We start from the raw sequence: 12,632 nt of genomic DNA, 5'->3' as shown, positions 1-12,632 counted from the left end.
AAAATTTTGCTAGAATTAAAAATATTAAAAACGATTTAATAGAATGAGTGAATCAATAAAAGGATTTTGTCTTCAAGGGAAAGAAAAGATATATCCAAATTCTGGTGTGTCAGTTACTAGCAATGCTGAAGTAGTAACTATGGACATCCCTGAATTACAAGAGGGCGAAATATTAGCAAAACCACTTTACACAGGAATTTGTGGATCAGACAATAGCGCCACAATTGCAAAAGCTAATTTTGATTGGGTACAACGCCCAAGAGTAATTGGTCATGAATTTAGTGCTGAAGTTTTAGAACTAGGCCCTGGTGACCATGGCGATATTAAAGTGGGTGATATTTTTACACCTTTAGCGATGTTAGGTTGCCAAGAAGAAGATTGCCCTGCATGCAGTGTTTCCAAATGGAACCTTTGTCCAAAAAAAGAAATTATCGGTTTTCATAGAAATGGTGGGTTTGGTCAACGTGTAGTTTTAGAATCAGATCGTGTTGTTCATTTATTAGAAGGATTAACCCCTGCTCAAGGTGCTCTTGTTGAGCCTTTATCCATTATTACGAATGCATTATACAACAAATGCAGTATTAAACCAGGACAAGATGTTATTGTAACTGGGTGTGGTATTATAGGATTAATGTCGGCTGAAGTCGCCCGTGCATCAGGAGCTCGCGTTGCAGTAACTGGTCTTGCACACGATAGGGACATTCGATTAAAAAAAGCAAAAGAACGGGGATTCATTACTTTGATAGTTTCACCAGAAAACTCACTTACTTCTCAATTACAAAATGGAATTGTGGATGACAATGGGATTCCTTTCGGAACCAATGGTAAAGTTGATTTAGTTATTGAATGCTCAGGAGTACCTCCTGTTCTTGGCGAAGCTATTGAAATAGTTCGCCCAGAAGGAGATATCTGCGTTATTGCAACATACGGGTCAGAAGTTCCAATCAATGCTACTCATCTTACAAGAACCTCTTTGAATATGCGTGGGTCTATGGGTTCTTGCAGAGAAGACTATATGTCGGCAATGAAGCTTATGGCAACTGGTGTTTTTCCAGCAGAACATTATACTGACTTGTATGAATTTGAAAATGTAACTCAGGCTTTTGAAGATTCAATAAAAGCACAAAATATGAAAGCGGTTGTTAAAATGAATTAAGGAACTGAAATCAAAGATTATCACCAAGAATATGAATAAAATTTTTATCACTGGCGGAACGGGATGTATCGGTTCGGTCACAATTTATAAATTATTACAATCGAATCAAGTCGATAAAATTGTAGTTGCTTCGCGTTCAAACAATACTGAACCGTTAAAATTATGGCTTGGAGAAGATTTGGATTCTAGACTAGAGTTTGTAACTCTTGACGTTTCTAATTACGATGAAATAAAACGCGTATTATTCGAAGTAGATCCAACACATATTATTCATTTGGGTGCTTATCAAAGCCCTGATTGTTCCAACGATCATATTGGTGGTATGGAAATTAACACTGGGGGAACAATGGCTTTGTTTGATGCTGCCGAAAAACTTTCTAATTTAAAACGGTTTGTGTTTGCTAGTTCTGCAGCGGTTTATGGTATGCGCTCTATGTATCCTCAAGACATTATTTCAGAAGATGTTTCTCTAGCTCCTCCCAATCACTATGGCATTTGGAAACTCGCTGGAGAGCATTTGGCACGTTTGTTTTATGACAACACTAAAGTTTCAACAGTTTGTTTGCGAATTAATACAACATATGGTAAAGGTCGCGATAAAGGAAAAACGTCTGCGCCAACCAACGCCTTAAAAGCAATTGTTCTAGGAGCAAATAAAGGAGAATTAATGCCTTTTGCTATGCCATATCAAGGCAGAGAAAATTATCATTTTGTTGAAGATGTGGGTACTCAATTTGCCGCAGTAACATTGCAATCGTATGATGGTTTTGGTGCATTTAATATTCAAGGTGAAACAATTCCTATTCAATCCTTTTTAGAATTAGCAAAGCAAGAAGCTACTGCTTTAGGAATGGGAGATTATGTTTCGTTATCGATAACAGAAAATGCGCCACCAAATCTTTTTGTATGTGATTTAGATCATACAAAAATTGCAGATACATTTTCCGATTTACCGTTACGTAAAATTTCGGAGGGCATAAAAAACTCTCTTATTGAATTTAAGAAAATGGCAGAAAAAGGCACTTTAGAATATTCAACTCCAGCTTCCTAAATTATAATTAGAACGGTAAAAACTAAATATTTCTGACCAAATTAATAGCTACAAACAAATGAAAACCATAGGAATAGGATTTATTGGCGCGGGCGATATTGCAGATTTACATGCTGAAGCGGTGAATGATTTAGCAGGAGCTGAACTTGTTGGCATTTGGAACAGAACTACGGCTAAAGCCGAGGTTAAGGCAGCTAAATTTGGATGCGACGTCTATAAAAATATTGATGATTTATTAGCAGAACCAAAAATTGATGCTGTATTCATACTAACCAACATGGAAACACATTGTGAGTACACTATAAAAGCAGCTTCTTACGGAAAACATATTTTAGTTGAAAAACCTGCAGCTTCTTCAATCGAAGAATTGGAACAGATGCAAACAGCAATTGACAAAGCTGGGGTTACCTGCATGCCCGTTCATAATTATATTTATGAACCAGGTATTATGCGTGCCAAACAAATGATAGAAACTGGTAAATTGGGTGATGTCACTCAATTTTATATGATGTACAATATTCATCATGCCGATGAAATTCGAGCTAGATATCCTGGGGTAATTCGACAAATCCTAACACATCATAGCTACACTATGCTGTACTTAGCGGGCAATCCGAAAACAATATCTTGTTTAAAAAATACGGTGGACGACACCTTAGCTCCACAAGAAAACGTAGCTATGGCTACAATTCAAATGCAAAATGGCACCTTAAGTCATTTGTGTGCGAGCTTTGCCAATGATGACCATGCCGGCGACCCATGGAGCTGTATTATTAAAGTTATTGGAACAAAAGGAAGTACGCGATATAGTTATAGAGATTTTGTTATTAATGATAGAAATGGCGCGCATTCGCAAACTTATCAATGCTATCCGGAATCAATTAAGAATACAGCAACACATTTTATAAATCACGTTTTACGTGAAAATGAAAAACCGCTTTCAAGTGTTGAAGATGCAATAACTTGTCAAAAGATTATTGAAGCTTGTGAGCGTTCTGTAAATCAAGGAGTACATGTACAATTTAATAAATAATGACAGATTTAGGATGGTAAGAACTATGAAGAAATTTATTGGAATATTATTTTTAGCCGTCTTTTTAAATATAGGCTGCGCTGACAAAAAAGAAGGGGCTATTTCAATACAAAAAGACGACCACATTGTCCTCATTGGCAACAATTTAGCATCTAGAATGTTGAATTTCGGGCATTTTGAAACTGAAATGCATTTAAGATACCCAGATAGTACGCTGTTTATTCGAAATATGGCTGATCCAGGTAATACTCCAGGATTTCGCCCCCATTCTTCTCGCAAAGAACCTTGGGCCTTTCCAGGAGCGGAAAAATTTCATAATGAATTAGCTAACAAATCAGGAAGTATTGGATTTTTCCCATCGGAAGATGAATGGTTAACCGATTTAAAAGCAGATATTATTCTAGCATTTTTCGGCTATAATGAATCTTTTGAAGGAGAAGCTGGATTAGATAATTATAAAAAGGAATTGCAAGGTTTTATTAAGCACACAAAGTCACAAAAATACAATGGTGAAGGTGCTCCAAAATTAGCATTGGTTTCCCCTATTGCTTTCGAAAACTTATCTGCTACAATGGATTTACCTGATGGTGTGCAGGAAAATAAAAATCTTAAACTATATACAGAAGCCATGCGCGAAGTGGCTGCGGAAGAAAATGTAATTTTCTTAGATGCATTTACCTCTAGTAAAAATTGGTATAACACTGAATCTCAAGCAATGACGGCTGATGGATTTCAATTGAATGACGCCGGGTATCAAAAATTGGCTAAGCTCTTAGCGGACTCTTTTTTCGGAGAAGCAAACACCAAGGAAACAAATAGAAATTTAGTACACGAAGCGGTATCCGAAAAGAATTGGTATTGGCACAATGTCATCAAATTACCAAATGGAGTACACGCATGGGGTAGAAGATATGACCCTTTCGGACCAGACAATTACCCATATGAGAAAGAAAAAATTAGTCAAATGACCAAAATTAGAGATACAGCAATTTGGGAGGCTAATATTGGAAATAAAATGGATTTAGAAATTGCTGATAACAAAACAAGGACTCTACCTCCTGTAAAATCAAATTATGATGAAGGCATGGGAGATGCTGAACAGGGTTACATAACTGGCAAAGCTTCCTTAGACAAATTTACCGTAGCGAATGGCTATAAAGTTGAGCTTTTCGCATCTGAAGAAGAATTTCCAGACTTAGCAAATCCAAATCAAATGGCATTTGACAACAAAGGTAGACTTTGGGTCGGTGTAATGCCAACGTATCCAGCTTATAAGCCCGGAGATAGTAAACCAAATGATAAATTAATTATTCTTGAGGACACCGATAACGACGGAAAAGCTGATAAGCAAACAACTTTTGTTGATGACTTATATCTTACAATAGGTTTTGAATTCGCACCTGAAGGAGTTTATGTATCTCAAGGTACTAATCTTGTGCTGCTAAAAGATACTGACGGTGATGATAAAGCAGATGAACGCGAAATTATATTAAGTGGTTTTGATGATCACGATACGCATCATACTGCGGGTGCATTTGTAGCAGACCCATCAGGTGCAATATATATGGGTGAAGGAGTTTTTCTACATACAAATATTGAGACAGCATACGGACCTGTACGTGCAACAAATGGTGGTTTCTACCGCTATAGTCCGCAGCGACATCATCTAGAAAGAACCGCACAATTACCAATTCCTAATCCTTGGGGAATGGCATTTGATGATTGGGGTCAACCATTTTTCGCCGATACTTCAGGACCTGATATGACTTGGATGACACCTGGTAGTATTTTACCGCGCTATGGTCAAGCATCTCCGAAACCTAAAAACCTAATCGAAGATGAACACCGTGTTAGACCTACCTCTGGCTTAGAATTTATTTCTAGTCGTCATTTTCCAGATGAAGTTCAAGGTGATATCATTATAAATAACACAATTGGATTTTTAGGAACAAAACAACATACGATGATTGATGACCCCAACAGTTCTGGCTATTTAAGTAGACATCGTTTGGATTTAATTAGAAGTAGCGACACCAATTTCAGACCTGTTGATATGGAATTTGCTCCTGACGGTTCTTTATATGTAATCGATTGGCAAAATATACTAGTAGGCCACATGCAACATAATGCACGTGATCCGTTACGTGATCACGTTCATGGTAGAGTCTATCGAATAACATACCCGTCAAGATCACTAGTTGAACCTGCAAAAGTTGCAGGGGCTACTATTGAAGAATTATTAGATAATTTAAAACTACCTGAATATCGTACTCGATACCGAACTAAAAGAGAATTAAGAGCTAGAGACGCTTCCGAAGTTTTAACGAAAATTAAAGAGTGGGTACAAGATTTAGATAAAACAGATTCGAAATACGAACACCATGTTTTAGAAGCATTGTGGGTTACTTGGGGATTAAATTCGGTGGATAAAGATTTACTTCAACAAATGTTAGCTGCAAAAGATTTTAGAGCACGTACAGCTGCCGTAAAGGTATTACGCTACTCCGGACATCAAATTCCAAATCAAGCAGATTTATTAATGACTGCTGCTACCGATGAAAACCCTAGAGTTCGACTTGAAGCTTTTGTAGCTGCATCTTGGTTGGACAAAGAAGTAGGTTTACCAATTATCGAAGCTGCAGGAAAACTACCATTAGATAAATGGATGGAAAAACCTTATGAAGCTGCCTTTGCACATATAAACGATGTTAATGTTGGACAAGACCCTGAAACTAAAGGAACTAAAACTGACTTAAAAGGTGATGAAAAAGAACTTTTTGTAAAAGGAGAAGAAATATATAATCGTGAAGGGTTTTGCATTACTTGTCATCAAGCAGATGGAAAAGGACTTAGTGCTTCTCAATTTCCGCCTTTAGCCAATTCTGAATGGGTTACCGGAAACGAAGAGCGCTTAATAAAACTAACCTTACATGGTCTAATGGGTCCATTTGAATTAAATGGAAAAGAATATCCAGGCCAAGTTCCTATGACTCCTTTTGGTGGAATGCTAAATGATACAGAAGTAGCATCGGTATTAACCTTTGTGCGAAATGCTTTTGGAAATAAAGCATCTGCAATTAGTGCTGAAAAAGTTAAAGAGGTACGTGAATCTGCAAAAGATAAAGAAGGTTTTTATACTCCAAATGAATTATTAAAAATGCATCCGATGGAATAACAACTAACTTTATTATCATAAGATAAAAGCGAAATAAGCACAATTAAACTGTGCTTATTTCGCTTTTTAATTTATCTGTAATTGAGTAAAAGTTAGCAATACTAGAATGGAAAAAACATCAAAAAACGAAATTACATTCGTAGTTTAAGTTGCCATTTAATTACAGCTCTCTCTTATCAACATAAGAATACTAACATAAATAACATTATATAGAAAAGTGAATACTACAATGTTGTTTCTACATCCGTTTTCTTTAAAACAACTGTTTCAACTACCACAGCAATGGCCAGAAAAATAAATAGAACTAATTCTATTTGTAACGCGCCAATTTTTACTGGCAATACGCCCAACTTAGCCAGAATAAAAACAAGTAGCGCTATTAAGGTCGCAATAGGCATAAGCTTACTCAGCTTTTTAGCACTTAAGATACCAACAAGAATCATAGGTGCCATCATAGCAGTTCCTGTAAAACTTGTTCTTGCTAACAAAACCAAATGTTCTGTACTCACTATTGAAAATATAAGCGCAAGAATTCCGAAAATGAATATGAACAATCGTGTTAGCGAAACTGCCTTTTTATCATCAATAGAAAGTAAAGAACGTAACTCCGATCCTAATGCAAAAATTTGTGAATCTGATGTTGAAATCGCAGCAGCAATTAAACCAACCAACCCTAGCGCTGCCACACTTGAAGCTTGATCATGTAGTAAAACATGACCAATAAAATCCTGAGTGGAAGCATCAGGATACAAAACTGCACCATACATACCCATAAATAATGTTGGTAAAATAATTAGAATCGCTACCACTCCTAGGCCGATAGCCATTTTTCGTAAAGCCGAACTACTCTTCATTATTACTACACGCGTCGAAATTTGTGGTTGTGTAAAAGGCAAACATATAATTGCTATCGCTGATATTAACAAAAATTGTGGTGTAAAAAGACCCTTAGGGCCTGGCACAGATAGCAGTTCTTCATTAATTGTTTCAACCTTTTTAAACATAGATTCAATACTTCCAAAATGATTAATACAATTATACCCAACTATCCATATCATTATAAATAACAATATACCTTGTAAAGTATCATTATACATTATTGCTCTTAAACCGCCTGTTTCACTATATAAAATCATAATTGCCACAATCATAACACTCCATCCCCAAACAGGAATGGCATCAGGAAAGGCCGCGTTTAAAAAAATTGAAATACCACTTATTTGTACTGCTATATAGGGAATTAAAAAAACTACAGCTCCACCAAATGCAACGTATCCAGCTAGTTTGGTTTTATAAGTAGTAGCCATTAATCCTGACATTCCTTTAAATTCTAACTTACGGGCTTTTCTACGAAGCAATTCACCAACACGAATTAACCCATAAACCATCATAGCATCAGATACTGCCAAAAATATCCAAGCGCCAACCCCATGCGTTCTAAAGAAGTCAGGCATTCCTATTACAGTAAATGCACTAAACAAAGTTGCAGCAGTTGTAAATAGTCCTATTACAAAACCAACATTACCACCTCCTAAAAGGTAATTAGATGTTGTTTTCTCTTTTACACGTGTAATCCTGACAAGAAATATCAAGATTGCAAGATAAACGGTACCAGCAATAATGAATTTAGTCAGCATGTTCTTTCTCTTTATTTACAAGTGAAACCAAAAAAGCCAGTATTACAAATAATACACTGACTAAAAAACCCATAAACATGGTATAACAAACACCCAAAATAAAAGGATTTACTATACCACTAGGCATGACAAAAGGGCTAAAAGTTGTAGCAAATAAAAGTATTGCTAGCACGTCGATTACCACTAATAATTTATTACGTTTTGTTTTCATATAATTCTTAAAATCTTGGTATTGAAAGTCCCCCATCTATATGAAGCACTTGACCTGTTGCGTAAGGTATTTGCCCTTTTACTAATGCTGAAACAGCAATCGCAACATCTTTTGGCAAGCCCATTCTCTGTTCAACCGTAAGGCCTTCAGTGACTAATTTTTCATATTTCTCTTGAACTCCAGCAGTCATATCTGTTTCTATTACCCCAGGCCTTAATTCATATACCGGAATATTATACGCTCCTAATCGAGTTGCAAATAATTGAGTCATCATGCTCATTCCAGACTTAGAAATACAATATTCCCCTCTTTCAATAGAAACCATAGTTGCACTTACTGAGGACATATTAATAATTTGCGCTTCAAAGTCTGCATCAGATGTTTTACATTTTACCATATGATTAGCTACTGTCTGTGTCATGAAAAATGAACCTTTCAAATTTATTCCCATTACCCAATCGTAACTCTCTTCACTGGTCTTCAATAAATCGATTCGTTCTTTAGGTCCAACTCCTGCATTATTAACCAATACATTTATACAGCCAAACTCATTTAAAACTTTGGAGACAATCGTTTCCCTATCATTTGCAATAGCAATATTTCCTTGACAATAAATTACTTGAGTTCCAAAGCTTCTTAATTGATTGAGTACAGGTTCGACATGTGATTCATCTCTTACACCATTAATGGCGATGTTACAACCTTCTTTCACTAATTCGAGAGCTATACCTAATCCAATCCCTCTAGAACCACCTGTTATTAAAACATTTTTTATCATAATCGCGCTTCCTTCTTGTAGGTTTTAACGGCTTTTGCCTCCGGCATTTTTTTATAATATGCATCCAAAGGGAAACAACCTGACAATAATCCTATTCTAGGTCCTGTGGTACAATCTGAAAAAGTTCTACAAATTTTTCCTCGTTCTAAAGTTTTCCCTTTCAGAATATCTTCTGGTAGATTTGGATAACTTAATACCATTCTACCTAAGCCTACAAAATCTGCCATATCATTATCAATAACAGCTTCACCTACATTTGGCAACCATTCTTGCAAATAGGAATACCCCGAACCTACAAAAGCTATATTTGGAAACTTCTTTTTAAGACTCGCTGTAACTTTTAAATGTCTAGACACTCCAACCAATGGGTCTTCTGGGGGTAAATAACCATCTGATGGTGGAAATATAGCTGGTCGTGTTACATGTGGATTATAGTAAGGACTACCTGCTGTAATACAAACCAATTCAATTCCCATATCCTCAAAACGTTCTAATAATTCATAAACCTCTGTAAGATCTATTCCCAAACCCGTTCCATCACCTCCGAAAGACTCCGTATATGGAACTTTTATATCTGAAGGAATACCAACATTGGAATCATCCTTTTTAAATGGCACAAAATCAAACGCACTCAAACGAACACCGACTGCGATACCACTGGTTGCATTTATTCCTTCGACAATAGAGCGTAAAAATCGTAATCTATTCTCTAAAGTGCCACCATATTTTCCTTGACGATTACTAGCACTTAAAAATTCATGTCCTAAATATCCATGACAGTGCTTAATATCAACAAAATCAAAACCTGCCTCTTTAGCAAGTCCAGCTGCTTTAATAAAATCATTCACCAATTCATCTATTTCATCATCGGTCATTGGGCGATGCGTCTCTGGCAAATTAAATTTTGCATCTAAAACGGAATGATTATAAAGCGTTTTAGGTTCTCTTTCTCCCTTTTTGTTAGGTATAGAAAAACGACCTGAATGTGTCAATTGCAAGCCAATCATTAAATCTGCTGTAGATCCAAACTTTTCCTTATGATCCGCTACTAATTGTGTGTAAAGATCTTTAAAAACGGGAAGATGTTCTTCTTTCATTAATAATTGATTCGGATTAGCCCGACCATCATGTCGTACAGCTACCGCTTCACAGCCCCATAGTAATTTAGCCCCACTAATTGCAAAATGATGCCATCTTCGTTTTGTATGTTCACTTGGTAATCCCTCAGCACTTCCATCCCATCCTTCCATAGGTAAAATGCAGAATCTATTTCCTATTGACTTTCCTGATTTAAGCGTATAGGGTTGACCTAAGCTAGAAGCTCCAACATCACTTAGTTTGTCCTTAAAAGGTAATTCTGTTCCTATATCTGCAAGGTGGTTTAAAAAGTTGTCTGAGGTTTTTAATTGAGCTACTCGTGTAATTTTTTTACTGGCCATTATTTAGTTCTGATGTCTTTGAAAAATGTATAATATGAATCCCCTTTAATTACTTCATTCAAGTAGTGTGCTAATTCCCGTGCATGATAATCTCCCCACATACAGGCTTCTCCATAAGGAATATTACTATTCTCCGGTTTGTAATCCCACCCATTTGGTTGATGATATATGCTGTGTAGTATCAGCCCTTGATGATGCAAATCATTACTTAAATAAGGCTTATCAAGTAAAGTGTTTGCTGCTGTAAGTCCAGCAGACCAATATTTATTTGCTTCCGATGAATTTTCATTTTTAAGATAATTCCCAAGTCTTAATAATCCTTGGGCTCCAATAGCAGCGGCAGAACTGTCTATAGGCTCATATTCGTTGTAGGGATTTGAATTCACCTCCTTCCAATTTCGAAAGTTTGATAAACCTGGTGCACCAGTATCCCAATAAGGAATACCATCAAGTGCCGTATTCTCAATATAAAAATCACAAGTTGCCTTCGCTGCCTTAAAAAATACTTCTTCCAAATACTTCTTTCCACCAAGTTCCTCAAATTCTGGTAAATCATCTTGACTTTGTATAAACTCAAGTTGCTCAGCAAAACCTAACATGGCCCAACTTAAACCACGTGTCCATGTTGAAAACCCGCTATAACCTTGCTGTGTTGAAGCAGACCTAAAGTTACCATCATTTGTATTAAATATTGCTTCATGAGCCGTTCTTCCCCATTCATCATAAATATCACGACCTTCTCCATAATATACAGAATATTTGGCTGTAGCTAATGCATGCTGATAAGCCCTTTTCAGGAGATTTATTTTTATATCATTTTCACCTGATGAGTGATGACCTAATAAATGACCAGCTACCATTATTCTAATGGTTCGTATGGTATCTACAAATAGAGAATGGGGACCATTAAATGAATAAAGGTAACCACCCTCTGGTAGTGATGTCCAACGTTGTGCTTGAACAGAAGCTGAAAGTTGTAGTGCTAACACACAATAGTCTTTTAAACCCTTATCATTAGATACTTTTCCTTCATTCAATAATCTTAATAAATTACCATAGGTACTAAGGTTATTAAACCCATGATCATGAACTCCAAAATGACTCACATGTGATGTCATTTTAGTCTTTATATTTTCTATAGCTAATTTTAAAAAATATTCATCACCTGTTGCATTATACTGCAATAGTTCTGACCCGAATTGAAAACCTTGTGTCCAATCCGTCCAACTTCTAGGTTCATATTTTCCATTTACTGTTACCACAGGAGAACCAATCGCACCTTCTAAAGAAGAAGTCATATTTTTTAATTTGGCACCTGAATACGACCATAAATTTTGAAGCTTCGATGCCAAATCTATGGGATTAATCTCTGTATTTATTTTCATTTAGGATTTTAAATTAACAGAACAAAATAGTTCTATTGAAGACTACTAATACTAGCAGTCTAAATATATGAAAATACAGAAGATTATAAAAAATAAGATTGTTATAAATCTTAAACAAAAAAAGACCCCTTCACAAAAGTGAAGGGGTCTTCAAGAAAGGCGGCGACCTACTCTTCCACCCTTTCGGGCAGTACCATCGGCGCTGGTGGGCTTAACTTCCCTGTTCGGAATGGAAAGGGGTGGGCCCCACCGCCATGGCCACCTAAATTTTAATATTGATTCATATCAATATCTAATTTTATAAATGACATAATAAAGGGACAGTTTTGTAAAAAGAAATGTGTTTTTTAAGTAAAAATGCGTTTCAAATAAGAAAGGTTGTCGCCCTCCGCCGAAACGGAGGGACTTATATTGCGCAAGCTTGACGGGCAATTAGTACCACTCGGCTGCGTACATTGCTGCACTTGCACCTGTGGCCTATCAACGTGGTCATCTCCCACGGCCCTTTAAAGAAATCCCATCTTGTGGCTAGTTTCGCGCTTATATGCTTTCAGCGCTTATCTAATCCCGACATAGCTACCCGGCAATGCTCCTGGCGGAACAACCGGTACACCAGCGGTCAGTCCGACTCGGTCCTCTCGTACTAGAGTCAGATCCACTCAAATTTCTAACGCCCGCAGTAGATAGAGACCGAACTGTCTCACGACGTTCTGAACCCAGCTCGCGTGCCACTTTAATGGGCGAACAGCCCAACCCTTGGGACCTTC

The 12,632-nt window shown here is 36.7% G+C and carries 9 protein-coding genes and 2 rRNA genes; 4 read left to right on the top strand and 7 right to left on the bottom strand.

The window, feature by feature from the left end; all coding sequences use genetic code 11:
* Positions 1-43 precede the first annotated feature (43 nt).
* The 4 genes from ABJF52_RS11870 to ABJF52_RS11855 are packed head-to-tail and all read left to right on the top strand — an operon-like array spanning position 44 to position 6,415.
* Entirely contained in the window at positions 44-1,156 is a 1,113-nt protein-coding gene (locus tag ABJF52_RS11870) for a zinc-binding dehydrogenase (RefSeq protein ID WP_348150339.1), read from the top strand.
* A 31-nt stretch (positions 1,157-1,187) separates the two neighbouring features.
* Positions 1,188-2,207: an NAD(P)-dependent oxidoreductase gene (locus ABJF52_RS11865; protein WP_348150336.1), complete on the top strand. Its 1,020-nt coding sequence runs from the start codon at positions 1,188-1,190 to the stop codon at positions 2,205-2,207.
* A gap of 58 nt (positions 2,208-2,265) precedes the next feature.
* On the top strand, positions 2,266-3,240 hold the full coding sequence (locus ABJF52_RS11860; protein ID WP_348150333.1) for a Gfo/Idh/MocA family oxidoreductase: 975 nt from the start codon (positions 2,266-2,268) through the stop codon (positions 3,238-3,240).
* Between the two features lie 25 nt (positions 3,241-3,265).
* On the top strand, positions 3,266-6,415 hold the full coding sequence (locus tag ABJF52_RS11855) for a PVC-type heme-binding CxxCH protein (RefSeq protein WP_348150330.1): 3,150 nt from the start codon (positions 3,266-3,268) through the stop codon (positions 6,413-6,415).
* A 224-nt stretch (positions 6,416-6,639) separates the two neighbouring features.
* Here ABJF52_RS11855 and ABJF52_RS11850 read toward each other — a convergent pair whose 3' ends face one another.
* From ABJF52_RS11850 to ABJF52_RS11820, 7 genes are all read right to left on the bottom strand, one after another.
* On the bottom strand, positions 6,640-8,052 hold the full coding sequence (locus ABJF52_RS11850) for a sodium:solute symporter family protein (RefSeq protein WP_348150327.1): 1,413 nt from the start codon (positions 8,050-8,052) through the stop codon (positions 6,640-6,642).
* Positions 8,042-8,263, bottom strand: coding sequence for a hypothetical protein (locus ABJF52_RS11845; RefSeq protein WP_348150325.1), 222 nt, complete (start codon positions 8,261-8,263; stop codon positions 8,042-8,044). Before ABJF52_RS11845 ends, ABJF52_RS11850 begins: the two co-directional genes overlap by 11 nt.
* Before the next feature lie 7 nt (positions 8,264-8,270).
* Positions 8,271-9,041, bottom strand: a complete 771-nt coding sequence (locus tag ABJF52_RS11840) for a 3-ketoacyl-ACP reductase (RefSeq protein ID WP_348150322.1) — start codon at positions 9,039-9,041, stop codon at positions 8,271-8,273.
* Complete coding sequence (locus ABJF52_RS11835) at positions 9,038-10,480, bottom strand: hypothetical protein (protein ID WP_348150320.1); 1,443 nt, start codon at positions 10,478-10,480, stop codon at positions 9,038-9,040. The genes ABJF52_RS11840 and ABJF52_RS11835 overlap by 4 nt, the downstream gene beginning before the upstream one ends.
* Positions 10,480-11,865: a hypothetical protein gene (locus ABJF52_RS11830; RefSeq protein ID WP_348150317.1), complete on the bottom strand. Its 1,386-nt coding sequence runs from the start codon at positions 11,863-11,865 to the stop codon at positions 10,480-10,482. The genes ABJF52_RS11835 and ABJF52_RS11830 overlap by 1 nt, the downstream gene beginning before the upstream one ends.
* A gap of 154 nt (positions 11,866-12,019) precedes the next feature.
* Positions 12,020-12,131: ribosomal RNA gene (gene rrf / locus ABJF52_RS11825) — 5S ribosomal RNA — on the bottom strand.
* A 145-nt stretch (positions 12,132-12,276) separates the two neighbouring features.
* A 23S ribosomal RNA gene (locus ABJF52_RS11820) occupies positions 12,277-12,632 on the bottom strand; the annotation flags it as partial.

The sequence above is a fragment of the Aurantibacter sp. genome, assembly GCF_039941195.1.
Taxonomy (GTDB): Bacteria; Bacteroidota; Bacteroidia; order Flavobacteriales; family Flavobacteriaceae; genus Aurantibacter_A.
This window is presented reverse-complemented; position numbering and strand designations above follow the sequence as displayed.

What these genes read in the sequence shown, in the direction of transcription:
- ABJF52_RS11870 (WP_348150339.1), top strand. Translation starts at nt 44, where the DNA reads ATGAGTGAATCAATAAAAGGATTTTGTCTTCAAGGGAAAGAAAAGATA.
- ABJF52_RS11865 (WP_348150336.1), top strand. Translation starts at nt 1,188, where the DNA reads ATGAATAAAATTTTTATCACTGGCGGAACGGGATGTATCGGTTCGGTC.
- ABJF52_RS11860 (WP_348150333.1), top strand. Translation starts at nt 2,266, where the DNA reads ATGAAAACCATAGGAATAGGATTTATTGGCGCGGGCGATATTGCAGAT.
- ABJF52_RS11855 (WP_348150330.1), top strand. Translation starts at nt 3,266, where the DNA reads ATGAAGAAATTTATTGGAATATTATTTTTAGCCGTCTTTTTAAATATA.
- ABJF52_RS11850 (WP_348150327.1), bottom strand. Translation starts at nt 8,052, where the DNA reads ATGCTGACTAAATTCATTATTGCTGGTACCGTTTATCTTGCAATCTTG.
- ABJF52_RS11845 (WP_348150325.1), bottom strand. Translation starts at nt 8,263, where the DNA reads ATGAAAACAAAACGTAATAAATTATTAGTGGTAATCGACGTGCTAGCA.
- ABJF52_RS11840 (WP_348150322.1), bottom strand. Translation starts at nt 9,041, where the DNA reads ATGATAAAAAATGTTTTAATAACAGGTGGTTCTAGAGGGATTGGATTA.
- ABJF52_RS11835 (WP_348150320.1), bottom strand. Translation starts at nt 10,480, where the DNA reads ATGGCCAGTAAAAAAATTACACGAGTAGCTCAATTAAAAACCTCAGAC.
- ABJF52_RS11830 (WP_348150317.1), bottom strand. Translation starts at nt 11,865, where the DNA reads ATGAAAATAAATACAGAGATTAATCCCATAGATTTGGCATCGAAGCTT.